This is a genomic window from Nonomuraea sp. NPDC003709, from assembly GCF_040610775.1.
Taxonomy (GTDB): domain Bacteria; phylum Actinomycetota; class Actinomycetes; order Streptosporangiales; family Streptosporangiaceae; genus Nonomuraea; species Nonomuraea angiospora_A.
On the sequence record NZ_JBEXMW010000010.1, the window covers coordinates 22,568 to 47,122 of the forward strand.

The window sequence follows — 24,555 nt, forward strand, 5'->3', positions numbered from 1 at the left end:
CATGCCGAACACGCCCTGCACCTGCTCGTGCACCTGCCAGTCCAGTGACCAGCCCGTCTCCCGCCCGCCCTCCCGCAAGCTGGCTCGCTGGACCGTGCAACCCATCCCCGCAGCCCAGCCCCGCCTCGACCGCGCTGCCCTGACCGCCCTCGCCGCAAGGCTCACCGAACGCGATTACCAGATCCTTGACTATCTGCACCGCCACCGCGTCCTGACCACCCACCAACTCCAGCGCATCTTCTTCGGCATCCCCCAAGCCACCCGCAAACGCATGACCACTCTGTTCCACCTCAACGCCATCACCCGCTTCCGCCCCTGGGCCGGATACGGCGCAGGCTCAGCTCCCATCCACTGGGCCCTCGGTAAAGCGGGAGCCGCCGCACTGGCCGCCCACCACGGCATGTCAATCAAGGAACTCGGCTACGACCCCGACGTCACCATCGCCGTCTCCTCCCGTCTGGCTCACCAAGTCGGCGTCAACGACTTCTTCTCCCGCCTGCAGCACCACGCCCGCCACACCTCGTCAACCCACTTGAGAGCGTGGTGGTCGGAGAAGCAGTGCGCCAAGCAGTGGGGTGACCTGGCCCGGCCCGATGCCTACGGCTGCTGGCACGAAAGCGGCCACGAGATTGACTTCTTCCTCGAACACGACACCGGAACCGAAACCCTCCAGCGCGTGGCCGACAAACTCCACAGCTACCGCGATCTCGCCGACGCCACCCAGATCACCACTCCCATCCTGTTCTGGCTACCCAACCCCACCCGCGAAGCCAACCTGCGCAAACTCCTCACCAACCGTGACCTCCCGATCGCCACTGCCGCCCACACCACCTGCGGCGACGGCCCCGCCGGACCCATCTGGCTTCCAGCCCCAGCCGAGACGAGCCAGCCCAGGATGCGGCTGGCCGATCTCGCCAACGGCTGGCCCCACCTCACCCTCGGCCGCACCCAACCCCAGCCCACCACCGGCAGCCACCACGACACCGACGCCGACTTCCTCGACAGCCTGTTCCCGAAAGAAGACGAGAAGAGGTGAAGGCCGCCGCGGCCGGCGCTGCCCTCCTGCTGCTCATCGTCTTGGCCTTCGTCGCAGCCGCCACCAGCATCCTGACCAGCTCGCCAACACCCGGCGGCATCGCCTGCACGATCGCACCCACCACAAGCAGCATGACGGGCGGCCCGGTCACGGTCCCACCCTCGGCTCGTACGGCACCGATGCTGGATCTCGACGTCGAGCAGCAGGCTAACGCCGCGCTCATCGTCCAGGTCACCATGGAACGCGCTCTGCCCGCGCGAGCGGCCGTCATCGCGGTCGCCACCACGCTCCAGGAATCCAAGCTGCGAAACCTGCGGAACGGGCACCTCGATAGCCTCGGCCTGTTCCAGCAACGCCCCTCACAAGGCTGGGGAACACCCGAGCAGATCCTCGACCCCCGCTACGCCACCGGCACCTTCTACGACCACCTGGTGAAAGTGCCCCGCTGGGAACAGCTGCCACTCACCCAAGCAGCCCAAGCCGTCCAGCGCTCCGCCGCGCCAAGCTCCTACGCACAGTGGGAGCCGCTCGCCCAGCGCACCGTCGACGCACTCGCCGGAACCTGCGTCACCGTCATCCCCGGCGAGCGCGTGATGGCCGTCCTCGCCTACGCCCATGCCCAACTCGGCAAACCGTACCTCTGGGGGGCCGAAGGACCGACCGCCTTCGACTGCTCCGGCCTGACCATGCGCGCCTACCAAGCAGCCGGGATCTCGATTCCAAGGGTTGCCGCCGACCAATGGAGGCATGGACCCCCTATCTCGCGCGGTCAGGAACAGCCCGGCGACCTGGCCTTCTTCCGCATGGAAGCAGACGGCCCGGGACACGTCGGCCTTGTCATCGGAAACGGACGGATGATCCACGCCCCCAACCGGCGCACCGTCGTCAAAATCGACACCTACCAGCGCGAGGACCTGATCGGGTTCACCCGGCCCCACGCTCACCCCGCCACCGACTGACCACCGTAGCGGCATCCCCAACCACTCACGCCCATGGAACGGCCTACCGGCCGCCGTACAGCCCCGACCGGCCATGAAGTGGCACTCGCAGCGCCTATCCGGTGGGTGAGCTGCTGGTTTCTTCCCGGAAACTCGTGGTCACGGAGAGGAAGGTGACCGATACTGTCCGGGAAGATCTCCAGCGGCTCAGGTGAAGGAGATGGCCGCGTGTGCGCGATCCGGCTTGCCCCCTCACAGCTCGTCGTCAGCCTCTCCTATGACCTCAACAACCCGATGAAGATCCGCTCCAAGCACAAGGTCGCCGGCATGCTTCTACTCGACCGCGACCACGCCAACCGCCTCGACCGAGGCTGGAATGTCCCCGGCGCATACCTACTGCTCGACCGACCGAACACCGAGGGCCGGTGGGGAGCCTACGTCGGCAAAGCCACCACCCCGGGACTACGCCACCGCGTCCTGCAGCAGCTCAAAGACCGCGACCACTGGTACCGTGCGCTGCTCATTCGCTACGAATCCAACGACGATGAGACGTTGAACAGCAGTGAGGCTGGATGGCTGGAAGAGCGCCTCTACGACCGCCTCGCCAATGCCGGGCAAGTCGATCTGCGCAACCGCAACCGCGCCCACGACCCCACCCTCTCCGACGACGACCAAACGAGCCTCATCGACTATCTCCTGCCCATCGAAGCCGTCCTCCGACTCATCGGCCATACCCTCGACCGCAGGCCAGATGGCGCCCCCGACGGTGGTGGGCCAAGGGTCAGAATGATCGACACCACGCCTGGGAAGCACCTCACCACAGTGATCGGCACCGCTCCAGCAGAAGGGCCCGACGTACATAAGGAGCAGATACTCGCCGACCTGGAGACCAAGCTGAAGAGCTTGAATGACGGCACCTATGAAGGTTGGTAGGAAAGCTTGAGCCGACAGAGCCGGTGGTGCAGGAGGTGTGCCCCGGCCAGCACAATACGGATGTGCTGGCCGGGGCATGCCTCCTACGCCACCGGATCAGGCGCTATCGGATGTAGCCCTCTCCCTTCTCCCCACCGAACATCCGGCAGGTAAGTTCCTCCTCAGCGGTGAGCACCACGGCGAACAGTTCCGGAACGCCGGTGTCCAATGCTTTACGGAGCCGGTGCCAGCCGTCGATGATCAACAGCCCGCCGTTGGGGACCGGGGCCACGATCAACGGCTCGGACAGATCCACCTGAGCCGCGTGCTCGGCGTTGATGGCGACCAGCCGGAGCATGCCCGCCCATTCGCTCGGCTCGATCTGGCCGTCCGGCGTGCGGCCCTGGGTCAGCTTCTTGGCGGCGGTAACGTCCCACCGCCAAGCCAGCATCTGGAAGAACTCCACGCGCGAGCTATCCATCCGGCCCTGCGCAGTTTTGCTCGCGAGTGGAGACTCCGGCGGGACGGGAGGGTGATCGCCGGTAGCGGCTCGGTGGCTCATGCTGTCGCCTCCTGCCCGGTCGAAGCGCCCGGAGACTGCTCTGTGGAGCAGGCCGACACGAGCATCTCGGCTTGTGCGAGGAAGGCGCGAGCGGCGCCTTGCCGGATAAGTGCCAGGCTGCGGTCGAGGTGGGCCAGGGCGAGTTCGTGCTCGCTGCTCAAGCCGAGGGCCTGTACGGCGATCTCGGAGTCTGGTGGGGTGGGGTCTTCGAGGTAGGGGGTGATCCAGGAGACGAACCTGGCTATGGCCTGAGCCGGAGGCAAGCTTCCGCCATCGGCGTGCTCGATGTGCCGGGCCACCAGCAGCCACCACGTGGAGAGGGTCTGCGCGTGCAGGGTGTTGTGGAGTTGCTCGGCGGTCAGCCGCTCGCCCCGGCCAAGACGCCGGAAGAGGTCGTCGATGTGCTGCTGGCGGGTGCTTCGGGCCTGGTCGATGACCGCCTCCAGTGAAGCCGGAACCACTGTGGACGGTGCGCCGGTGGCGGGATGCTGCTGGGAGTTGTTCATGACATGGGTTCCTTTCTTTAGGGGATGCGCTAGTGGGGTCGACTGCTTGGTCCTGGCCCCGCCGCTGTCGAGGGGGCCGTGCAGGGGCTGGCCAATTGAGGGCGGTCGTGTTCCACGGGTGCGGCCGTGACCGGGCTGCCTGCCTGGTCGATGAGGTGCTGGGTGAGGAGGTGGCCGCTGTCGTTGAGGAAGTCTCGGGCGGCTATGCGCGCGGCGTGGGCGAGGGCGTGATCGAACAACGTGCCCGGCCGGGCGGCCGGTGGTTCCCCGGTGAGGTAGTGGCGGGCCCAGGAGCGCACCCGCCGTACGGCGTGATCGGGTGCCAGCTTCTTGCCGGCGATCTCCTCGTCCACCAGATCCCACCAGGCGCGTGATGCCTGGGCGTGGGCGGCGGCGAACGACTGCTCGCCGGACAGTCGCTGCCCGTTCTGCAAGGCGAAGACCGCCTCGGCTGACGCCGCGTAGAACATGCGGCGGGCGGCGCTAATCTTTTCGGCGGTCCGCTGCTCGAACAAGCGCGCCGCCTTCTCGGTCTGGTTCGCAATGACGTCCGAGGCGAGGGTGGCACCGCTTGGCTCACCGGGCGGGGACAGGGGGCCGGGCTGGCTGAGGTCATCCATCATGTGTCTTCCATTCGTCGGGTGACAGGGTGGTGAAGGGTGAAGGTCGTGAGGGCCGCCCGTCTGGTCGGCTCGGGGGTTCACCCCGCCCGAGCTCAACAGGCACGGGCCGGGTGGGGCGGACGGTGGGAGGAGGTTGGCCGCCCCGCATGCAGCGCGCTCGTCAGCGGCGGTCAGGATGGCCGGGACTCGCTGGTCGCGGTCGTTGGGATGTCAATGCCGGCCGAACGGGCATCCTGATCGGAGGGGAGGGCAAGTGCCTCGGCGAGCTTCTCGGTCGCGTCCAGGAAGGCACGCGCGCCGCCCCGCCGGGATTCGGCCATCGCCTGGGCGAACAAGCCGCCGTTGTTAACCGGGCGGGCGTTGATCAGGGACTCGTGAGCCCGTTGCCGCACGGTCAGCAGCGCGGTACCGCCGTCAACCGTCTCTTCGCTGCCGTGGGTGAGATCGGTGACCTGCTGCCACCACGACATCCGTTGGTAGGCGTAGGCGATGCGGCCCAGGTCCTTGTCGTGCAACGTCCCTTCATCATCGAGGGAGGCGATGCGGTTGAGGGCCTCGCTGAGTTCCCAGCGGGCGGCGTTGGCGTAGTGGACGGCCAGGTCTTCGAGTCGTCCCATCGGGATCTCCTTGGGTAGCGGTTGGTGACGTACGTGGGGCGCGAAATCAGCCGGTCGGAGCGCCCGTCTCGGACCGGACCCACCGCCCGCCGGGGGCAACCCGGGGATGGTGTGGCGGGTGGCCCGTGTGACCGCCCGGGGTTGGTCGGCGTTGGTCCTGTACGGCCCGCGCCGGGGCCGTACAGGGCGCTCTTCGGTAGTCAGGCGGTGGCGAGGAGCCGGAACGCGCGAGTCTTGATCTTCGCGTTGTCGTGGTCGTCGAGCAGGGCCCGCTCAGCGCGCACGGTGGCCACGTCGCGGGTGCCGAACACCGGGCTCTTGTGATCGAGCCGCTCGGTCACCGCGTTGTAGGCCGCCCACCGCGTGTTGCGAATCGGCTCCTGCGTGGGCGCAGTGGTGAACAGGTACTCCAGCTCCCGCATCGTCAGGTCGTGATTGCGCTTCGCGAGCTCTTTGGCGTCGGCGGGCAGGGGGTGGAGGCGGGCGGCGAACTGCCGGAACTCCTTCACACCCATCGGCATGGCGAGGAGCTTCTCGGCTTCGGCGGCGAACGCCTGACCGTGCCGCCACGTCAGCTTCAGCGCATCACGCGCCTCGGCGATGCGCCCCGCCATGCGGCCGGTGTGCCGGACCGTGAACTTCGAGGCGTGGTTGGCCAGCGCGGCTCGTTCGGTGTTGGCGCACACCACCCGTACCGGCGTCGCGACCGTGACAAACGACCCCCACCCGTCATGCCGGGAGAACGCCGCCAGATATAGATCGAGCTGATCGAACCCGCCGACCATGAGCGGCTCGGGCAGCCGCATGGTGACGAAGATGCGCCGCCCATTGTTCAGAGACCCGCCCGTGTCGAACACAGCCCCGGACTCGTCCACGAGGGTCTGCAGAAAGGCGGTGACCTCTTCGTTCTGCAGCACCTCGTACTCTTTGCCGACGCGGCCGAGCCGTTCGGGCTGACCGGTTACGGGGTTGGTGCGCACCACGAGGAAGTCCTCGTCCGTGGTGACCGGCTGACCGGTGGCAGGGTCCGTGACCTGGCCGACCGGCACCTTCCGAACGTTCCATCCGGCGAGGTTGGCGCGGGTCAGAAGTTCCTCGGCGGTCATCGGGCCGGGCGCGGTGTAGCCGAGCCGGTGCCAGCCCGGCTTCCCGGCGGCGGCGAACCCGGCCGAACCGTTGGCGAAGATCTCGATCTCGTGAGCCATGACAGTGCCTTTCTGATCTGTGGGCATGCGAAACAGACGCGATGTCGGATGTGGCGAAGTGGGGGCCGGTTGGTCGCTTACCGCTCGGCGCGAGGGACGGGGCTGCCGTACGTGGCGGTCGGGATTGCCTATGGGCGTCGGTAAGGCACCTCGACCGGGTTAGGGGTCCGGGAGGGCGGGCCGGTGTGGGGTGGCCCGCCCGAACACCTGGACTCAGTCGCCGTAAGTGTCGGCGCCCGTGGTGGCCGTGTCGCCGGGCTCGGCCGGGGCGGGCGCCTCGGCGGTGGGGGCGAGGGCGAACCGGCGGGGCCGCTCACAGGTCAGCACCGCGTGACCGAGATTGACGAGCCGGTCCAACGCGTTGGCCACCGCGCCGGACGAGGCGTCCAACACCCTCGCGATCTCATACGGGGTGAAATCCTTCCCCGGGAACTCGATCAGGTGTGCGTGTACCCGGTCACGCAACGCGCCCGGCCGTACGCCGCCGCCCACGCCCCCACTCGGCCGGGCGGACGTGGCGCGGGCCGGGGCGGCGACGATGCCGGTCAGCACCGCCCGCGCATTGCGGTGTACCGAAGCGACCTTCGCCACCGCCATTTCCAGACACCCCAACGCCACCACCGTGTCGTCGTGGGCGTCCTTCTCCGTCACCACCCGGCCTAGGAGGTTGACCAGTTCGATCAGCTCGGTTCGAGCCTGTGTCCACGCCGGATCTTCCACCGCCACCGACTCGAATGTGTCCTCGGACGCGTCGGCGAGGACATTTGATGCGGTCCCGCCGTCCGTCTCGTCCGGGTGACCATCCGGCTCTTCGGCCGGTCCCTCGTCGGTCGGCTCATCCTCGTCTGCCGGGATGGCATCAGCTGTCTCCGTGGCGTCGGTGATCGCTTCCCCGTCCGGGGCAGACGCGAGGTCCGCGTCGTCGGCGAGCGATGCTTCGGCGTCCGGGGCGATGTCGGGGGTTTCGCCGGTGACCGCATACCACCGGTCAGGGGTTCGGCCTCGGGTCTGGCCGTCCTGCCCGCCCGGCTCACGGCGTGCCTGTCCGTCGGCTTCGAGCTGGTTGAGGATCTTGCCCGCAACCATCCGGCTCAGATCGGCCGCCGCGCCGATGATCGTGGCGGATGCGCCCGGCTGGGCGTTCAGCGCCGCCCACACCGCCGCCACCCGCACGTCCACGTCCACCGTGGGGTCAGCGTCCGGGCGGACAGTTACGGGGCTGTCAGGGGCCATCAGGGGCGCGGCGTCGGTGGCCGCAGAAATCGTTTTGTCGGCGGTCTTTTCCGGGGTGGTGATAGCCATTGCGTAACGCCCTTTCCGGTCGCATTTACCGGCCCCAATTCCGGGCCGGCGTTTTGTTTGTGCGACGACCATCCCTCGCACACAACGGGGAAGCAAGCCGACCCGGAAACTTTTTTCGTCACCCCAACGGCTGGAGAGGCTAACCTAAATAACAATACATGCGACCTGCGAAAACATCTCGCGAGAAGCTCCCAAGACGGCTTGACATTCGCCGCCGGCCCGGCTCTTCCCGCATTCCACCGGACGACGGCGAACGACGCCGTTTTGCCCGATTCCCGATTAGCGAAATCTCGCAGATAAATATGCGTCCCGGTTGACATTCATGCGCGATCGAGCGTCCATGGAATTAGGCGGGAAACACCGCCGACAAACCGCACCCGAATAACCAACCGGGAAAACGAGAGGGAAACGCATGACACCCGCAATCGCCGCCGCCGACGCCATCACCGTGGACGCTGCCCACATACACGGCCTGACCGCCAGCGGCCCCGGGCGGGCACTGATGTGGGATGGACACGACGTGTTCACCGCAACCGCCGACGTCGCCGACGACGGGACCGTCCTCGAGATCATCAACTACGAGGACGCCACCGCCATGCACGAGCAGTCCGCCCGGCGCGGGCAACCGACCGACCCCGCCACCATCGCCGCCGACGTCACCGGCCAGGCCCGCACCCGCCTCAGCCAATGGCGGCACACCCAGAAGATGATGCGCGTCACCGGCCCCTACACCACCGCCCTACGCCCCCACGGCATCCACCGCCACCAGGTCAGCCACCACGCCACTAACGACGGCTACATCACCACCGCATACCGGATCACCCCGACGGGCGCGACCTCCTCGATCACCATGCCGTACTTCCCCGACTCGATCACACCCATCACGATCACCATCGCCGACCCCCGCTCTGGCACAGACCCCGCGTACACCGTGACTGTCCCCCGCCGCACCCCGCCCGCCGCCGTCGCCGCACTGATCGCCGCCGCCGCCGGACTCACCCCGCACACCGTCACCGGCTACCGCCATCCCAACGACACCGGCTTCCCCGACAGCCCCCGCTACCTCGAAGTCGAACCGGCGCACGCCCGCGCCCTAGCCGCCCACGGCGCCGGCTGGTCGATCATGTGGAACGACCGCCACGCCCAACCCGTCATCATGCCCACCGAACGCGGCGACGACGGTTCCCTGCTCGAAATCTGCTCCTACGAAGGAATGTTCAACCTGAGGGGCCAACACGACAACTGCGACGATTGCACTACCTGTGGCATCGACGACAATCCCGACTTTGACGCCATCGCCAACGACATGACCGACATCCTTGGCGACTTCTACTCCAGCCGTGATGCCATCGCCGACTACATGTGCGAAACCATCCCTTACACCCGCGCCCTCAGCGAACACGGCTTCCACCGACTCTCTCAGGGCACCCTCAACGACGCCACCTTTGATCAGCACTACCGCTCACCCGACGGCCACCTCGTCATGCTGAAGATCCCCGTCGCCCCCAACACCCCGCTCACCATCGCATGGACCTACGTCAGACTCGCCAACCCGGATGCCCCCACGCCCGTCACCGTGATCCCCGCCGACACCACGCCCGCCGACGTAGCCGCCCTGATTGCCGCCCACATCGCCATTCACCCACCAGCCACCACCTGACCTCCCCCGACAACCGGACGGCCCCGGCATCGCCCCTACGGCGATACCGGGGCCGCACGCGTCCCCTCACCAGTCAGCCGACGTCGGCGAACCCGTAGCCGGTCGCGTCATCCAACGCCGCCAACCCCAAACAGTCCGACTCGCACGGTTCCGCCGGCCCCGCGCCACACCCCTCACACGCCCGTGACGGGTCGGCCGGACGGAAGATGTCGATCATGCCACCCGGTAGGCGTGCCGCGTCCGTCACGTACCGAGCCGGGTTCAGCACCACATCCGTGGGCCGAACGTCCGCAGCCGTCACCGCCATGAACTCGCCATCCCAGTCCCCCGACGGATAAACCATCTTCTTTTCCTTTCCGCTTTTCTCGCCGACATTCTTATTTTATCTCGACAACGCCAACACCCATAGACCATGGGACTTTTTCTCGCCGCTACAAGGTAAAGTCTTCAGGCGATTCCCGGCCCGCGCACCGACACCGCGCCAGCCCCGGCCGTACCGCCCCGACGCATGTCGGACACCGAAACAGCCCCCAGAACGAAGACGTGAGCGCCATCCGGGCCAAGGTCAGCGCAAGGGCCGGCCCTGCGGCCTCGGCCGCAGGCCAGCAAATAGCAGCGGGGAGGGAGGCCAAGACCCCAAGGCAAGCAAGGAGGGGACACAAAGAGCACAGCCGACCGTGACAACACACGCGCGCGCATATTCAGGGACTCGTCTTTAGACGAGTCGGGCCGCCCAACGCACCGGCCGGAACCGGCAAGACCCGCGAAAACAAATCCGAATGGGGGTAGCGGCCTTAATTGCCAATCCGAACGCTATCCCTATTTCCAGTGCGCAAATCAGTCCCCATTCAGACACCAATGTGAGGCCCGATCCGCAACCGTGGGCAAGGGTGGGCTCGCCTCTCCCCTCCATGGGCGGCCCCCACCCCGGCCCGTCCGGCCGCCCGGTCCCCTTCCGCGCCGGGCGGGTGGAGCGGCATCAACGCCCACCTGCACCCCAGGTGTCAAGCGCGCGTCCCGCCCGCCACGCGCCGGATGTTCCACCACTCAGGCAGCTGCCACGACGGTGGACCTCGACCGGACTCGCCGATGGCGAGACCCACTCACCGGCCCGTCCCGGCCGAACGGGCGCGCGCCTTTCCCAACACGCGAACTGTCCCGCGATCGGTCCCGACGCCTGCGCCACGGCCACCATCCCCACCCGTGCGACCACCATGCCACCCGCGCCCGGTCAGCGGCGACAACCGCCCACGTGCCTGTCCCGGACCGTTCCCGCGACGCTGACCGAACAGCCGCCACAGTGCCGCTCAGCCCTGTCCCGGGCCCATCGACCCCGTGCCCCCCATCAGTTCCCGCCGCTAACGCCGAAGCCGGTGACGTTCTCGATCTCGCCTGGTTCACATCCATTTCCGTCGCCAGCAACTCGGCCAAGGCCGGTAGAACCGTGCTGGGCCCCCTCTCGCCGTGCTCGACCGGACCGGACCCGGCCGAGACTGGCTCCATTAGGCCTGGCCTGGAAGGGATCGGCGGCAGGGCCTGACGCAGCTCCTCTGGTCCGGTCGCGCTGATCATCGTCTGCTTGCCGCGCATCGCCAGCCACCGATACCGCACTACCAGAAAAGCCCAGTCGGGCCAATCCCGGCGCAACCCTGCCACCGCCTGCCGCGCCCACGGCTCTTGCCCGAATGCGGACACCTGGTCCGCGTTCGGCCTCAGCTCGCCTCCCACAAGCCTGCGGAAGGGTCCAGGCCAGCAGCTCCTTCCTCGCCAACCGGCCCCGGCCTACTCGCCGAAATCATCACGCCCTCCCGCAAGGCGCCCAGCCGACCATCTGGTACATCGCCCAATGCTCCCTGCTGCCCCACGAACGCACGGTGGGGGCAGGCGACCTCGCCGGTGATCACCGGCTCACTCGGCCCAGCAGGAACCGGCTCCAGCGCGAGATCAGCCCAGACCGCGTGGCCCGTGATCGCATCACCCGCGATCCCTGTCCGGGCCGCCAGCGCAGCCACCCCGGCCAGGCCCCACCCGTGCTCGGCCGCCTCGGGCACTGAGCCAGGTGCGCGGGAGAAGTCCGGGGATGGGCCGCCGCCCAGGTCATAGACCACGATCCGGGCCACGTCTGTGCCGCGTAGCACCTCGACCACGAAGAACCCTCGCTCCCGGCCCGAACGCGAGTGCCGCAGCGCGTTGCTGACTAGCTCGGCTGTCACCCACCGCGCGTCATCCACCCGGCCGGTGTCCGCCAGAAGCTGGCCCACCATGCGGCGCGCGGAAGCCGACTGATCTCCCCGCCCGGGAAAGGCCCGCCGCCAGGCCATCCCACTCCACACCTGCGAGGCGCGCAGCGTCGACATCACCAGCCCCGGCGCCAGATCCGGGAACTCCTCCACCGCTGACGGCCGCTGGCATGTCGCCGAAACGAGGAGAGGGTTCGAGTCGGCCGTGGCGTGCTGTGTGCGTGTGTCCATGCGGATGTCCCTTCGGTCACGCCCCCGGCCCAATCCGGGGAGCGGCCTGCACGATCACTCACCTCGCCGCCCGAATCACACCCCCAACCCGCCAGCACGCGCCCGCCCGCCCCCACCTGCGGCAACACCATTCCCACTATCGCCGACACCCGAGACCGACCCCGGCGATCACCCCATGCGGAGACTGGAGCCCCTCCCCAAAGGCCGCCTACCGTCCCCCAGCCCCGGATGCGGGGCACCGACTCGCCCACCGCGCGTGGGCAGGAAAGGGGAGGTCAACGCATGTCAGGTACCGGATACCAGACGCTTCTTGACTGCCGCCGCCGCAGCCGATACCTACGCCAGCACGGCTTCACCGTGGACCAGATCGCCGTCATCCTCAGCCTCGACCATCCCTCCACCCCGCTCCGCCTCTACCGGCATGCCGCCGGACTCACCGCGGGGCAGACGATCGAGGTCTTCCACCAGCTCGCCGGCACCATGGGGGCCGGACTGCGCGAGTCTCGCCTCTACGACTACGAGAACTGGCCGCAAGCAGGCCGGCGACCCTCCGTCTCCACGCTCTGCCTGCTAGCCCGCATCTACGGCACCCACCCCGTCCGCCTGCTCACGGCCGAGATGCTGGCCACCTACGCAGGGCACGACCAGCGCATTCTTCACGAAGAAGGTGGGCCCCGGCCGGGGCACTGCCAGGTCTCTATTATCCGCCGCTCTTCGGCGGGCCCAGTTAACGAATGAACCGCTCATACACCTGCCGCGCCTGCGTACTCGGCACAGCGTCGATCTCCGCCAGCCGCTCCCTCAACAGCTCGAACGAACGCCGTACCGCAGGCAGGCGCCCAAGTTCGCCTTGAACCGACATCAGCAGGCACCACAACGTCTCGCTGCACGGATCGATGCGCTCAACCGCCAGCCGCAGCACGTCCACCGCCCGGCCTGGATCATCGGCCCGCACCAGCTCGGCCAACCGCTCAGCGGCATCCGCCGCCTGCCGCTGAGCGGCCTGCCGCAACGGGAGCACCCACAGATCATCACAGCCAGCCAGCAGCGTCCCCCGATACAAGGCCAGCACCTCATGCAACGCCGCCACCCGCATAGCGTCCTCGGCCGCGATCGAGGCCAGCTTGCACGCGTCCTCGAACCGCCAGAAGTCCGCATCGAACGATGCCGCAGGCAGCAGTCGCCGCTCCCCGGACTTCAGCACGAACCGCACGCCAGTCGCGCACCCCGTCGCCTGCCGCATCACCCGGTTGATCTCCCGCACCGCCGACTCCAAGCGGCGCCCGCCAACCTCCCCCGGCCACAGCGTCTCGGCGATCCCCTCCGCCGAAACTCCGTCCCGCGACACCGAAAGCAACGCGAACAACTCTCGCGCCTCGGCACGGCCGAAGGAGACCTCTGCCCTGCCACACGACAGCCGCGGTACCCCCAGCACCTCGACCTTCACCTTTCCCACCGCCGCTACGAACCCCGATCCCAGCCCAGCCGAAGCGCCTGGCACGAAGGGCGCCTCAGCCTTCATACCTGCTTCTGCCCCCGCCGGGCGGGAGTTGGGCTGGTCAAGCTGAGACGTAGTCACCGCCAGATGCTCGCTACGGTCAGGCTCGGCAACCGACTCCGCCGTCACGCAGTCGACCGCAGGCGCCTGCGCCCCAGCGGATGCCAGGACAACCGCCGGGGGTACTTCAGCGTCTTCACCGTTGCGACCATCGATACCGCGCAGACAGGCGGCACCGCCAGACAGGCCCGCGGCAGACGAGCCCGCGCTCGCCTGCACCGGCCAGGACCGTAGACGACCTATAAGCGCAGCGCTCAGGACCATGAGCATGAGCCCGAACGCCAGCGCAACGCCCAGCGGTCCCCTCGCCTCAGGCAGATACTCTGACCTCGGCCTCACCGCATCGCCCGGTGCAGGCGCAGAGGAAGACGTGGAGGCCGATGCCGACGGCATTTCCGATGGAGCCGGTGGTGTGAGAACCATCGTGGACGATGGCTCCCTACCGTTTCTTCGTGGGCGCTGCTGACGGTCAGCCCTTACCTGACGATTTCGGTTGAGAACTCGACCCGGAGCCCGGCCAGCTTCCCCGCCGCTTTCACGCGGCATGCGCGGTTCGGCATCCCTCCTACGAAATTTGGCCGGCACAGCTTCAGGCTGTTTCACCGTAGAAACCACCTCACGTGGCCTCGACACCTTCTGCGGCTTAGGAGAGAGCGAGGCATGCACCGGAGTGCGCTGCGACCGTTCCAGCAACTCCGGGAGATCCAGCGCCCGGCCTTCCACCAGGTCGCCATACACCAACGCACAGAACTTCTCGATGTCGTACACCTGACGTGGCGCTCGGCCCACCTGCGGACAGTAAGGCTCTGCGTTAGCAAACGAACCGGCTGGCGAACTGACGCCAAACAGAATTGACGCCGCAACCGCTGCACTCAGCTTCCTCGCTACGTCTTCGACGAGTTGCCGCCGCATACTGCCTCCCTGCCGCTTTTGAGCCTTCGCACTGATCAGACCGTGCGCGGCACCGCAACAGGGCTGGTGAAACTCTCCACGGCAGCTACTGGCGGGCGCGCGGTGTCCGGAGCAGCGAGAACGCCTATGACAGCGGGCCTCTGGGACACAGCGCTCGATGGTGAGAACTCACCATCGCTCGGAACCACTCATCGCCCGACACGGCAAGAAGGGCCATCACAATGCGCGTTTGGGCCACTACTCTCTGATCGGAGGTGACGGTGGACGGACAGGATCAGGTCAAAGCGCAGCGCCTATTGGAGGGCGTCGTCCCGGAAGAGATCTTCGTGTCGTACTCCATGCTGCTCACGGAGGGCGGCTGCCCTGAGGACGACGCCGCGTCCCTGCTTGGAAGCAGTGAGCAGGTCGCGGAACTCACGGCCCGCGGGATGGCGCATCGCCGGCCGGACGGCCCCTCGATGCCGCCACGTCTCGTGCCCGCTCCCCCGGAACTCGCACTGCAGGGCGTCTTGACGGACCTTTCGCGCCGTCTCGTCAGCGATCAGGAGCGGTTGCTGGCTGGACACAAGCGGCTGAGGGAGTTCCACCAGACGCCGGCCGCGGCGTCCTCGAACTCTGCGATGGACCGTCTCGTGCAGATCGTCACCGATCGGGACGAGATCAGCCGCCTGTCCTACGCACTCATCAACGCCGCGCGGCACGACTGGCTCACGTTGGACAACTACGTCCTGGAGGCGCCCGTCGAGGACTCCACCGGGTACGTACCGCTACCAGTCTTCGAGGGCCAGGTGCAATGCCGGGCGATCTACGAGACCCGCTGCGCAGAGCATCCAATAGGCGCGAAGACGATCGAGGCTGCGGTGCAAGCCGGGGAACAGGCGCGGCTGCTGCCTCGCATCGGGATGAAGATGAAGCTCGCAGACGAGGCAGTCGCGCTCCTTCCGCTGACGCCCACAGGGATGGGAGGAGCTCTGCTCGTACGCTCGCCCGTCATCGTCGGTGCGCTGCGCGAGTACTTCGAGCTGCTCTGGGAGAAGGCGATCCCGTTCGGCAGTACGGAAGCCGTCGGGCCACTCACCCCTGCGCAGTCGCAGGTACTGCAGTTGCTCAATCAAGGACTACCCGACGAGGCGATCGCCCGGCGGATGGACATCAGCATCAACACCATGCGCAGGCACTGGACCGCCATCCGCGATGCGCTGGACGTGGAGACCCGCTTCGCCGCCGGAGCCGCAGCAGTGCGCCGCGGCTGGATCAACTGAACCCGAGAGGCCCTGTCACATGCCCGAATACCTGGACTTCGTTCCCCAGCAACGCTTCCAGCCCACCCTTGCGCTGTCCCCGGACGGCCAACTGGTCGCCTACTCCAGCCACGCCTCCGGGCACTACGACCTGTGGGTCGTTCCCGTCACCGGTGGCGAGCCACGCCGCGTGGCGGGCTTCGACGACCGGACAGTCCGCCAGATCGCCTGGACCCCCTCCGGCGGCCGACTGGTCTTCACCGCCGACGAGAACGGGGACGAGCAGTTCCGCATCTACCTCGTCGCTCTGGATGGCAGCGGCCTGACCGAGATCAGCTCCGGTCCGGACTGTCAGCGTGTCCTGGCCACGTCGCCGTTCGACCCGACCGGCCGCTTCCTGGCCTACACCGCCAATGACCGCGACTCCGCCGCTCAGGACCTCATCGTCCACGATCTAGAGAGCAGCGAGCTCCGCCGCTTCACGCCCCCGCAAGGGGTCGCGTTCGAGGCCGTCAGCATCTCCCCCAACGGCCGCTGGCTGCTGGCGACCGGGTTCCGTTCCAACACCGACATAGCCATCTATCTCACCGACCTGAGCGACCCGGACGCCACGCCGATCTGCGTGACATCCGCCCTGGGCGAGGGTCTCTTCGAGCCCGGAGTCTGGGCGGCGGACTCCAGCGGCTTCCACCTGCTCACTGACCATTGGAGCGAGTTCACCGCCGCCGCCTTCTACGACCTCGCAGCCGGCTCCCTGCAGGCGATCGCGCGCCCGAGTTGGGACGTCGAGGTCCTCGACGCCGCTGCGGGAGTCCGCATCTGGTCAGTCAACGAGGGCGGCAGCTCCCGCCTGCACGCCGACCGCGACGGCAGCCCCATCTCGCTGCCCGGCATCCCGCCCGGCGTCATCTCCGCGCTGTCCCTGGCGCCTGACGCCTCCTTCGCGGTCGTCCTGATCAACTCCGCGGCGAGGCCGGCGGAAATAGCGGTCCTGGACCTGGCCCGCCACGAGTTCCGCTACCTTACCGACACCCGCCCTCCGGCACTGCACGTCATCGACCCCGTCGTCCCCGAGCTGATCACCTACCCGGCTCGCGATGGACGCGACGTCCACGCGCTGCTCTACCGCCCGGACGGCCCTGGCCCTCACCCGGTCCTGCTGTCCATCCACGGCGGTCCGGAATCCCAGGAACGTCCCCTCTACGCCCGCTCTGGTCTCTACCAGCATCTTCTCCATCAGGGCATCGCCATCCTGGCCCCCAACTTCGCCGGATCCACCGGCTACGGAACCGCTCACCAGAAGCTCATCTACTGCGACTGGGGCGGCATCGACCTTGACGACCTGGACCACGCCGTCAAGTACCTCCACACCCTCGACTGGACCGACCCGAACCGCCTCGCCGTCATGGGCGCTTCCTACGGTGGTTTCGCTGCTCTGTCCTGCCTGGCCCGTCTCCCCTACCCCTGGGCTGCGGGCGTCTCCATGTGCGGTCCGAGCAACCTGCTCACCTTGGCGAAGGCGTCGCCCCCCACCTGGAAGACCTTCGTCGCTACAGTCCTCGGCGACCCTGACACGCGCGCCGAACACCTCTTGGCACGCAGTCCCGTCACCCACGCCGACGGCATCAACGCTCCCCTGTTCGTCCTCCAGGGAGCCCATGACCCACGCGTCCCCCAAGCCGAATCCGACCAGATCGTCGCCCGACTGCGTGAACGCGGCGTCGAAGTCCGCTACGACATCTACCCCGACGAAGGACACGGCTTCACCAACCGCGCCAACGAACTGACCGCGTACGAGGCCATCAGCGCTTTCCTTCACACCCACCTGCTTGCCAAAACTGCCGACCGCTCCGCATCGCTCCACGTGGGCTGACAATTTCAATGAGCGCCGAACAGCTTCAGACAGGCCGGAGTGAACATGCCTACGTGCCGGGCGAACGCGTGGAACTCCGAATGATCTCCGACCAGGACGTACCAGGTGCAGAAGGAGCAGCCGGCGCGCCAGCCTGGCCGCCGCCACCAGTGGTCGCGCATCTCGGTGTCGTCCGTCGCCAAGGCCTCTTGCGAATTAGTCGTCCGGTCTCGAAGTGTTCAGCGCCAAGCTTCTCCTATTCGTTGCAGACCAGCGAGGCTGCCGTCCACAACCCGGCGGGAGACCTCTTCCCATTCGCGGATCACTCGTCGCCTGCCGTCAGGGATTGATGGCCAGTCTGCTCGAGTCACGGACTTGCCAGCGTAGATGCTTCCCTGGTGATGAGAGGGGCCGGGGAGTTGGGAGCTAGGAAACCTCGTCGGCAAAGTCCTCGCGGCTCCGGCGCTTCAAAGCGCCTCGCCCGCGTACTGGGTCGCAGAGACAACAGTGGGCAAAGCTGAACGGCCGAGCGCACGACTCCCGCCAAATGCCGGCGCTGTAGGGATCCTTGGAGTCGGGGTTGATGTGTCGTGCGACGACGAGCGTCACAACCGCTGCGGCGCCTTTCTCGATCAGCGCGGACGCGGCGCTTTGCACGTGAGCGCCGGAGACGAACAAGTCGTCCACCAGCAAAACCCGCTGCTTGTCCAGCCTGTCGCCCCGGACGCGGAATACCTTCCGATGAGACTTGCGGTTGGCAAGCACCGGGGCATAGGTGTCGACGACCTCCAGAAGGAGGGGCCGATGAAGGCTGGCCAGCGCTCCAACCATGCTGACGACCCGCGTCATAGTGTCGAACGCCTCAGCGGGCTGCTCGGTTCGGGTGCTGGGAATCGTGGCCACCACGGTGAAGGGGCCACCGGCACACCCTTGAAGGCAGCGGCCATGTTTCTGGAAGAAATGGGTCACCGTCGCGGCGAGGAAGTCCGGCCGTCTCCGGCGACCTGAGGTGCCGTTGGGATCGTTCTTCCGAACCAGCACGTCGTACAGCTGGGTGTTCTTGGCCGTCAGCGAGATCGGCACCACGTACTCGGCGTGGCCGTACAGGTGCTCGGTGGTGCGTTTACAACTCGCACAAGTGGGCCATGGCACACCGTCCCCGCGGTCGTTCGGACCGGAATGACAGATGCGACACACCCCCGCCCGAGTGGGCGGGACGGGGCGGAACAGCGGCAAGAAATCGTGGGTGAACGCCTCGGCGCCACCCATGATCAGCAGGTGCTCGTGCGAGGGGTCATATCTACAAGATTGACCGCCCGCTTGGAGAGGTCGTCAATGTCTTGGACGGCAGTCATACCTCCCCGGAAACCTGCCTGGTCGACCCACGCCTGTTCCTGCTGGAGCCGGTGGGACACGAACACATGCTTGCCGGTCTCCAGCGCTCGCTCGACAAGCTGAGAGGAGAAACCGCCAGCCAGACCGTCGACGACATACAAGCAGTCGGCTAACCCGCAGGTCACGACGCGCGCGAGTTCAGCAGTGCGGGAGGTGGGGAGAGCATCGGGCCAGAAGGGCGTGACGACCGCGCCGCGCGCGGCTATCTGCTCGGCCACACTGCCGTACTGTCCGAGAGCGGACTGCTCGGAGATGCCGCCGGCCAGCACCGCCAGCGCGCGACCGCCCACCGCGAGCGTCGCCTCGTGAACCGCAGCATCCAGGTCCGTACCGAGCGGTGCCACGACGGTCAGCCCGGCCTCAGCCAGGGCCCGCGCCGCGGCGACCGCATGGCCGGTCTCGTGCTCGCCAATTACGGCGATTGCCCGGTCGTCACCGACCGCGAAACTGCCGCGGACCCACAGAAATGGCTGACGGTCGTAGGCGAAGCGCAGATTAGCCGGATAGCTCTCGTCAAGCACTGTGACGAGATGCACGCCATCGGCGCGCATGGCGGCGATGAGGGCACGCGCCCAGTCCAGGTCCTCTGGCTGGACGCATGCGGCGATGGCGGCGGCGTGCGCCCGGTCGTCCTCGTCCCGGCTCAGGCAGTAACCGTCGAGGAGCGTCAGGGCACTGCCTGCGTCGAGAATGACGCGCGCGGTGTAGAACCAGGGCTTGTCCTGGGTCGCTCGGGTGAGTGCGAGGACGGCAGCCTGCTCATCAATCGGGATCACTGTCATCACCATCTCGAACGTGGTTCCGGGAGGAACGTACGCTCCGACACCGACAAATACGGCAACGGGATGCGCGGTTCTGTGCTGGCCCTATCGTGCCGACGCCGGCAAGACGGCGCCCCATGATTGGCGTGAACGGGCCATGTGGATTCAGGGTGTTGACAGCCCCGAGCCACCCTGCTCGGGTCATATCGACGCCAACAGAGAAGGCTTCCACCTCGCGGCAGGCAGGCCAGCTCCACACATACGGCGGAGCCTTACATGTCGTGCAGGAAGCGGCACCGCTGTCCAGGATGACCCCGTTGAAGAACGCCGGGGTGATCGCCAGCGGATCAATCTTCATGTCCCGTCGGCATGAAGGCTGCCGGCTCACGACCTCACTGCAATCCGAGCCTGGTCTTACACCTGGCCACGAACGTATCCACGGCGTCCAGGTAGGGAGGCGTTCTCACCGCGCTTCGCCCTGCATGATCTGCCGCCACAGCGTCACGGCGTCACGGACTCTTACCCATGGACTCTCAACGACAGACTGGGGCGACACGGAGCGGTCATACCGCCGCACGAATCCCGATCCGCCAGCCACGCACCGCTCGAAAACCAGAGGCGAGCACTCGCAGGTATGCTCCCGGACCCGGACAAGATGCGCACCCGGTTGGAGAGGCGACCACTTGACTCGTGTCGCATCGGGGCGAGGCGGGACAGGGTGCAGGCTGTGATACTCACCGAACTCACCCACAGATACACCCTCCTCCGTGCCGAAAGAGTGCCGTCGCCTAGCCATCGATGCCACTGAAGGACGCCGGCGAGGGGCAGGCGTGGTGAGCGAGTAGCCAGCTCTGGCCACATTGTGCGCCCTTACGGGGGCAGCCAGAGCACACATGTGAAGCCCCACCCGGAGGGGCCCTGGTTCGTCGCTCACCAACGCCATGCCCAGAACCTATACTATCCTGTCCTAGCATGTCTATAGCATTCTTAGCCATGCCTGTTCTATGTCGGAAGGTCCAGAGATACCTAAAGTCGTCCTGTGATCGAGTGGGACCCAAGGCTCTACAAGTGGGAGCAGATAACGAATGTCGTCGCTGAGCGCATCGAGAGCGGCGAGTACCCACCCCTCGCCTTGATCTCCGAGGTGAAGCTTCAGGAGGAGTTCGATGTTGCCCGTATCACCGTGCGGAAGGCGATGGAAGCGCTCAGAGACCGTGGGCTGATCACCACCAAGCCAGGCAAGGGCTCCATCGTCGTGCCTAAATAGCTATGTCCGGCGTTGCATCGCCGAGTACGCTGCCGAGCTCGATCAGCCACGGCAAGGCGCCGAACGTTGGACTCTCAACTGAGTAGGCTCCTGGCCCGTGAGCCAGCGGATTGACTACCACAACGACCCGAACGCGCCTGCCGCTAACAGTCTCGTCCCTTCCGTGAACGTCGTGGTCACCAACGACGCCGACGAGGTGCTGCTGATCCGACGCTCCGACAACGGCAACTGGGCCCTACCCGGCGGAGCCATCGACCTCGGCGAGTCCATCCCTCAGGCAGCCATCCGCGAGACCTTCGAAGAGACCGGAATCACCTGCGAGATCACAGGACTGGTCGGCACCTACAGCGACCCCCGCCACGTCATCCACTACACCAGCAACGACGAGGTCCGCCAGGAGTTCTCCCTCGTCCTCACGGCCCGGGCCATCAGCGGTCAGCCGACTCCGAGCACGGAATCGAGCGAGGTGCGCTGGGTACCGCGGCACGAGCTCGACATGCACAGCATGCACAGCTCCATGCGCATGAGGATTAGCCACTACTTCGAAGAAGACGGCCCGCACATCGGCTAGATCAACTGCAGGAACCGGCTGCCAAGCATCAAGCGCGACGGATGCAACGACGACGACACATGATCGCGGGTGGTGGTTCGGGGCACGATTCGGATCGGTTCGCCGTTGTCGTGCACAGTGATGTAGGTGTCGTCGACGGCCACGTCGAGGATCTTGCGGGCATGGACCCGGCCGCCTGGATCTTCTGACCAACGACCTGGAAGCAGCCGCGGCTGGAGACGACGCGTTGCAGGACGACCAGTTCGGTGGATGGTGCCGGCGGCGGGCCGGCGATGCGGGCGCCGCGTAGGCGTCCGCATGCGGTGCCAGAGACGCCCTCGGCGAAGCGCTGGCCTGGTCACCATTAGTAAGGCCAACCCGGAGCACGAGCAGATACGGTACGTCGCAGCCCTCTTCGCCGGTGTCAACTTCAGCGACCTGGCTGCGACCTACATCCTGCGCCAGCTGGTCGAAAACCTGAACCAGAAGCACCGCACCGTTCTGATGGTAGATGATGCGCAAGCTGATCGAGGTCGCCCTTCCGCCGGAGACGATCATCCGCAAGTCGGCCCCGGAGAAGTCGACCCGCCATGGCCACCCCTCGACGTGCACCTGTGGTGGACTCGGCAACCGTGGTCGCGGCGCGAGTGGCCCTGTTCGCTCGGCTCCTCGACGACCGGTCAGCGCATCCGGACGAGTTCCCGACCAAGGAAGCACAGCCCGCTGAGCGCGGCGGGTCCACGGGATCATCGGCGCTTCGCGGTGCGGGAGAACGTGCGTAACGAGCGCCTGCTTACCAGGACCCGCGCGAGATCATCAAGTCCTGTGATGGCAACCCTCCGCCGATCTACGACCTGTTCGCCGGAGGCGGCACCATCCCGCTGGGAGCGCAGCGACTGGGTCTGGAAGCGCACGTCTCGGCCCTCAATTTGGTCGTGTCGATGCTTCCAAGGCTGCCCCGGTCCAAGATGTACAGGGCAAGCTCGATTTCGTGGAGGACGAGTTCTGATGGGGTTCCAGACGCCGCTCTACAAGCTGGCCGACTACCTGAAGTGGACCACCAGCGGGGAGATCCAGCTGCCTGACTTCCAGCGCGGCTACAAGTGGGAGGAGGAGCGGATCCGTCAGCTGCTCGTTACGGTTCTACAGAGCCACCCTATGGGGGTGGTGATGCTGCTCAAGACCGGCAACGACCAGATCCGGTTCAAGCCGCGTCCGATCGAAGGTGTGTTGCTTGCCGACGGCACCGAGCCGACTTCCTTGCTCCTGGACGGGCAGCAGCGGCTGACCTCGCTGACCCAGGCTCTGACCGGCCACGGCGTCGTGTCGACCAAGGACAGCCGCGGCAAGCTCCTGGACCGCCGATACTACGTCGACATCAAGCTTGCTCTCCAGGGCGCGGACCGCATGGACGAGGCCGTCATGTCGGTTCCTGGTGACGGCGTGATCCGCACCAACTTCGGCAAGGACATCGTGCTCGATCTCTCCGACGAAGACAAAGAGCGGGCTGCGGGCTACTTCCCGTTCCGACTGCTGTACGACCCGCTGAAGGCTGCGACATGGCTCACCAAGCTGCCCGACATCTCGCTGATGCCGGAGTTTATGGCAAAGGTCTTAAGTCCAGCGGCGACGTACGACATCCCGGCGATCGAGCTGGACAAGGACACGAGCAAGTCCGCTGTCGCCACCGTCTTCGAGAAGGTCAACACCGGCGGCCTGACCCTCAACGTGTTCGAACTCCTTACCGCAACCTTCGCCGGCGACAAGGACTACTACGACCAGCATGGCGAAGACTTCCGTCTTAACGAAGACTGGCTGAAGACCCAGGAGATCTTCGCTACGCACTCGGTGTTGCACGCAGTGGAAAACACCGACTTCCTTCAGGCAGTCACGATGCTTGCAACGCTCAAGCGCAACCAGGCCGATACCTCGGAGCGACCCCCGGCGGTCTCCGCCAAGCGTGAGGACGTCCTCAAGCTCCAGCTGAGCGAATACCTGGAATGGGTGCAGCCACTGCGCCTGGGTTTTCTGTGGGCCGCCACCTTCCTTGCGGACCTGCACATCTTCGACCAGCGCTCAGTGCCCTACGCCAAGCAGCTCGTCCCGATGGCGACACTGCGGGTCGTGCTGGGCAACGACATCGATCTCCATGGCGTCCGCGAGCGGATCATCCAGTGGTACTGGTGCGGCGTCCTGGGCGAGCTCTACGGCAGCGCCAACGAGACCCGATTCGTGCGTGACCTAGAGCAGGTACCGGACTGGGCACGCGGCAAGGACGCTGCCACGGTGCCACGGACCATCCAGGACGCGGCGTTCGTGGAGTCCCGACTGCATTCGCTGCGGACACGTGGAGCGGCGGCGTACAAGGGAATCCACGCACTCGTCATCGCGGACAACGCGGCAGACTGGATGTACGACAAGACTTTCGACAAGGTTCAGTACGTCGACATGAACGTCGATATCCACCATGTCTTCCCTCACAAATGGTGCCTTGACAACGGTATCGATGACGAGCGCCGTGAGAGCATCGTCAACAAGACGCCTCTGTCCGCGGCCACCAATCGCAAGATCGGAGGCGTCGCACCGTCGAAATACATGGCCGCTATTGAGAGGACCGCAGGCGTCACTTCCGACCGGTTGGACGCCTTGGTCTCGTCGCACCGGTGTCATCCGGCTGCGATGCGTGCCGACGACTTCGACGCCTTCTTCGTGGCGCGGCGCGAGGCTCTGGTCAAGCTGGTGGAGAAGGCCATGGGCAAGACCGTGCAACGCGACGCTTCTGAGGGCGAAATGCAGGAATCTGCCGACCAGTTCGACGCCGCGGACGACGCCGTCATTCCGGACGAAGAGGAGCCTTATGGTGACGAGCAACCGTGATCGCATCGGATAGATGTTCTAGGTCCGGAGTTCTCCGGTCTTGTCTTGTGGACACCTGATCGTTCGGCACGATTGGCCCGGGAGGAGTTCACAAGTGCCGAAGTAACTACCTCTGTACCCACCGAAGATCCGGGGGCAGATGGTGAATCTGGTGCCGGCGGGCCGGACATCAGAGGAGTTGGCCGAGGAGTCCGGGCCAACCCCCCAATAGATCCGTGTCTGCATCAACCCGGCCTACCTCGATGACGGGCGCGGCAGGACTGCCGTCCAACGCAGAGAGGGAGAACGACTCTGCCACGGCGCCTGCGGT

General features: G+C 66.5%; 23 protein-coding genes. 10 read left to right on the forward strand and 13 right to left on the reverse strand.

Translation table 11 applies throughout. The features are described 5' to 3' along the window. Window position 1: 1 nt before the first annotated feature. The 3 genes from ABZX61_RS29020 to ABZX61_RS29030 all read left to right on the forward strand — a co-directional run bounded on the left by ABZX61_RS29020 (window position 2) and on the right by ABZX61_RS29030 (window position 2,907). Window positions 2-1,036 (forward strand): replication-relaxation family protein, encoded by a 1,035-nt coding sequence (locus ABZX61_RS29020; protein ID WP_355199367.1) that lies wholly within the window; start codon window positions 2-4, stop codon window positions 1,034-1,036. Further along, on the forward strand, window positions 1,033-1,995 hold the full coding sequence (locus ABZX61_RS29025; protein ID WP_355199369.1) for a C40 family peptidase: 963 nt from the start codon (window positions 1,033-1,035) through the stop codon (window positions 1,993-1,995). The genes ABZX61_RS29020 and ABZX61_RS29025 overlap by 4 nt, the downstream gene beginning before the upstream one ends. A gap of 207 nt (window positions 1,996-2,202) precedes the next feature. Beyond that, window positions 2,203-2,907, forward strand: coding sequence for a hypothetical protein (locus tag ABZX61_RS29030; protein ID WP_355199371.1), 705 nt, complete (start codon window positions 2,203-2,205; stop codon window positions 2,905-2,907). Window positions 2,908-3,010: 103 nt separating this feature from the next. Here ABZX61_RS29030 and ABZX61_RS29035 read toward each other — a convergent pair whose 3' ends face one another. The 6 genes from ABZX61_RS29035 to ABZX61_RS29060 all read right to left on the reverse strand — a co-directional run bounded on the left by ABZX61_RS29035 (window position 3,011) and on the right by ABZX61_RS29060 (window position 7,701). Next, window positions 3,011-3,352: a hypothetical protein gene (locus tag ABZX61_RS29035; protein ID WP_355199373.1), complete on the reverse strand. Its 342-nt coding sequence runs from the start codon at window positions 3,350-3,352 to the stop codon at window positions 3,011-3,013. A gap of 92 nt (window positions 3,353-3,444) precedes the next feature. Further along, window positions 3,445-3,954, reverse strand: coding sequence for a hypothetical protein (locus ABZX61_RS29040; protein WP_355199375.1), 510 nt, complete (start codon window positions 3,952-3,954; stop codon window positions 3,445-3,447). Window positions 3,955-3,983: 29 nt separating this feature from the next. Next, window positions 3,984-4,577 (reverse strand): hypothetical protein, encoded by a 594-nt coding sequence (locus tag ABZX61_RS29045; RefSeq protein WP_355199377.1) that lies wholly within the window; start codon window positions 4,575-4,577, stop codon window positions 3,984-3,986. 170 nt (window positions 4,578-4,747) lie between these two features. Continuing rightward, window positions 4,748-5,194 carry a hypothetical protein gene (locus tag ABZX61_RS29050; RefSeq protein ID WP_355199379.1) on the reverse strand — a complete coding sequence of 149 codons (447 nt, stop codon included), beginning with the start codon at window positions 5,192-5,194 and terminating at the stop codon, window positions 4,748-4,750. 200 nt (window positions 5,195-5,394) lie between these two features. Further along, window positions 5,395-6,399, reverse strand: coding sequence for a DUF932 domain-containing protein (locus ABZX61_RS29055; protein ID WP_355199380.1), 1,005 nt, complete (start codon window positions 6,397-6,399; stop codon window positions 5,395-5,397). A gap of 213 nt (window positions 6,400-6,612) precedes the next feature. Continuing rightward, the gene (locus ABZX61_RS29060; protein ID WP_355199381.1) at window positions 6,613-7,701 is read right to left on the reverse strand and encodes a hypothetical protein; all 1,089 of its coding nucleotides are present in this window, start codon (window positions 7,699-7,701) and stop codon (window positions 6,613-6,615) included. Between the two features lie 412 nt (window positions 7,702-8,113). Between ABZX61_RS29060 and ABZX61_RS29065 the strand changes: the two genes are divergently transcribed. Further along, window positions 8,114-9,361 carry a hypothetical protein gene (locus ABZX61_RS29065; RefSeq protein ID WP_355199382.1) on the forward strand — a complete coding sequence of 416 codons (1,248 nt, stop codon included), beginning with the start codon at window positions 8,114-8,116 and terminating at the stop codon, window positions 9,359-9,361. A gap of 73 nt (window positions 9,362-9,434) precedes the next feature. Here the strand turns inward: ABZX61_RS29065 and ABZX61_RS29070 are convergent, their stop codons facing one another. Both ABZX61_RS29070 and ABZX61_RS29075 read right to left on the reverse strand, forming a co-directional pair. Continuing rightward, window positions 9,435-9,704, reverse strand: coding sequence for a hypothetical protein (locus ABZX61_RS29070; RefSeq protein ID WP_355199383.1), 270 nt, complete (start codon window positions 9,702-9,704; stop codon window positions 9,435-9,437). A 1,369-nt stretch (window positions 9,705-11,073) separates the two neighbouring features. Next, the gene (locus ABZX61_RS29075) at window positions 11,074-11,832 is read right to left on the reverse strand and encodes an ATP-binding protein (RefSeq protein WP_355199384.1); all 759 of its coding nucleotides are present in this window, start codon (window positions 11,830-11,832) and stop codon (window positions 11,074-11,076) included. 282 nt (window positions 11,833-12,114) lie between these two features. Here ABZX61_RS29075 and ABZX61_RS29080 point away from each other — a divergent pair, with 282 nt between their 5' ends. Continuing rightward, window positions 12,115-12,570, forward strand: a complete 456-nt coding sequence (locus ABZX61_RS29080; RefSeq protein WP_355199385.1) for a helix-turn-helix transcriptional regulator — start codon at window positions 12,115-12,117, stop codon at window positions 12,568-12,570. Here ABZX61_RS29080 and ABZX61_RS29085 read toward each other — a convergent pair. Beyond that, the gene (locus tag ABZX61_RS29085; protein ID WP_355199386.1) at window positions 12,560-13,279 is read right to left on the reverse strand and encodes a bacterial transcriptional activator domain-containing protein; all 720 of its coding nucleotides are present in this window, start codon (window positions 13,277-13,279) and stop codon (window positions 12,560-12,562) included. The genes ABZX61_RS29080 and ABZX61_RS29085 overlap by 11 nt on opposite strands. Window positions 13,280-14,556: 1,277 nt before the next feature. On the opposite strand from ABZX61_RS29085, the gene ABZX61_RS29090 reads away from it, so the two are divergent. Together ABZX61_RS29090 and ABZX61_RS29095 are read left to right on the forward strand one after the other, a co-directional pair. Beyond that, entirely contained in the window at window positions 14,557-15,564 is a 1,008-nt protein-coding gene (locus ABZX61_RS29090; RefSeq protein WP_355199387.1) for a LuxR C-terminal-related transcriptional regulator, read from the forward strand. A 19-nt stretch (window positions 15,565-15,583) separates the two neighbouring features. Further along, complete coding sequence (locus ABZX61_RS29095) at window positions 15,584-17,416, forward strand: S9 family peptidase (protein WP_355199388.1); 1,833 nt, start codon at window positions 15,584-15,586, stop codon at window positions 17,414-17,416. Between the two features lie 5 nt (window positions 17,417-17,421). Here ABZX61_RS29095 and ABZX61_RS29100 read toward each other — a convergent pair whose 3' ends face one another. The 3 genes from ABZX61_RS29100 to ABZX61_RS29110 form a co-directional block, all read right to left on the reverse strand. Beyond that, a complete protein-coding gene (locus ABZX61_RS29100; RefSeq protein WP_355199389.1) occupies window positions 17,422-17,598 on the reverse strand; it encodes a hypothetical protein in 177 nt (58 codons plus the stop codon). A 223-nt stretch (window positions 17,599-17,821) separates the two neighbouring features. Further along, window positions 17,822-18,664, reverse strand: coding sequence for a hypothetical protein (locus ABZX61_RS29105; RefSeq protein ID WP_355199390.1), 843 nt, complete (start codon window positions 18,662-18,664; stop codon window positions 17,822-17,824). Window positions 18,665-18,666: 2 nt separating this feature from the next. Continuing rightward, on the reverse strand, window positions 18,667-19,566 hold the full coding sequence (locus ABZX61_RS29110; protein ID WP_355199391.1) for a DNA-processing protein DprA: 900 nt from the start codon (window positions 19,564-19,566) through the stop codon (window positions 18,667-18,669). A 1,024-nt stretch (window positions 19,567-20,590) separates the two neighbouring features. Between ABZX61_RS29110 and ABZX61_RS29115 the strand changes: the two genes are divergently transcribed. Then, the gene (locus tag ABZX61_RS29115) at window positions 20,591-20,818 is read left to right on the forward strand and encodes a winged helix-turn-helix domain-containing protein (protein ID WP_355199392.1); all 228 of its coding nucleotides are present in this window, start codon (window positions 20,591-20,593) and stop codon (window positions 20,816-20,818) included. Window positions 20,819-20,915: 97 nt separating this feature from the next. Further along, window positions 20,916-21,389 (forward strand): NUDIX domain-containing protein, encoded by a 474-nt coding sequence (locus ABZX61_RS29120; RefSeq protein ID WP_355199393.1) that lies wholly within the window; start codon window positions 20,916-20,918, stop codon window positions 21,387-21,389. Here the strand turns inward: ABZX61_RS29120 and ABZX61_RS29125 are convergent. Beyond that, window positions 21,386-21,532 (reverse strand): hypothetical protein, encoded by a 147-nt coding sequence (locus ABZX61_RS29125; protein WP_355199394.1) that lies wholly within the window; start codon window positions 21,530-21,532, stop codon window positions 21,386-21,388. The two genes, ABZX61_RS29120 and ABZX61_RS29125, sit on opposite strands and share 4 nt — an antisense overlap. An 844-nt stretch (window positions 21,533-22,376) precedes the next feature. On the opposite strand from ABZX61_RS29125, the gene ABZX61_RS29130 reads away from it, so the two are divergent. Further along, complete coding sequence (locus ABZX61_RS29130) at window positions 22,377-24,245, forward strand: DUF262 domain-containing protein (RefSeq protein WP_355199395.1); 1,869 nt, start codon at window positions 22,377-22,379, stop codon at window positions 24,243-24,245. Window positions 24,246-24,555 lie beyond the last annotated feature (310 nt).

Excerpts from the sequence above, each read along its gene's own strand:
- ABZX61_RS29080 (WP_355199385.1), top strand. The coding sequence starts at position 12,115 with ATGTCAGGTACCGGATACCAGACGCTTCTTGACTGCCGCCGCCGCAGC.
- ABZX61_RS29040 (WP_355199375.1), bottom strand. The coding sequence starts at position 3,954 with ATGAACAACTCCCAGCAGCATCCCGCCACCGGCGCACCGTCCACAGTG.
- ABZX61_RS29055 (WP_355199380.1), bottom strand. The coding sequence starts at position 6,399 with ATGGCTCACGAGATCGAGATCTTCGCCAACGGTTCGGCCGGGTTCGCC.
- ABZX61_RS29075 (WP_355199384.1), bottom strand. The coding sequence starts at position 11,832 with ATGGACACACGCACACAGCACGCCACGGCCGACTCGAACCCTCTCCTC.
- ABZX61_RS29070 (WP_355199383.1), bottom strand. The coding sequence starts at position 9,704 with ATGGTTTATCCGTCGGGGGACTGGGATGGCGAGTTCATGGCGGTGACG.
- ABZX61_RS29060 (WP_355199381.1), bottom strand. The coding sequence starts at position 7,701 with ATGGCTATCACCACCCCGGAAAAGACCGCCGACAAAACGATTTCTGCG.
- ABZX61_RS29095 (WP_355199388.1), top strand. The coding sequence starts at position 15,584 with ATGCCCGAATACCTGGACTTCGTTCCCCAGCAACGCTTCCAGCCCACC.
- ABZX61_RS29105 (WP_355199390.1), bottom strand. The coding sequence starts at position 18,664 with ATGGGTGGCGCCGAGGCGTTCACCCACGATTTCTTGCCGCTGTTCCGC.
- ABZX61_RS29020 (WP_355199367.1), top strand. The coding sequence starts at position 2 with ATGCCGAACACGCCCTGCACCTGCTCGTGCACCTGCCAGTCCAGTGAC.
- ABZX61_RS29045 (WP_355199377.1), bottom strand. The coding sequence starts at position 4,577 with ATGATGGATGACCTCAGCCAGCCCGGCCCCCTGTCCCCGCCCGGTGAG.
- ABZX61_RS29050 (WP_355199379.1), bottom strand. The coding sequence starts at position 5,194 with ATGGGACGACTCGAAGACCTGGCCGTCCACTACGCCAACGCCGCCCGC.
- ABZX61_RS29130 (WP_355199395.1), top strand. The coding sequence starts at position 22,377 with ATGGGGTTCCAGACGCCGCTCTACAAGCTGGCCGACTACCTGAAGTGG.
- ABZX61_RS29065 (WP_355199382.1), top strand. The coding sequence starts at position 8,114 with ATGACACCCGCAATCGCCGCCGCCGACGCCATCACCGTGGACGCTGCC.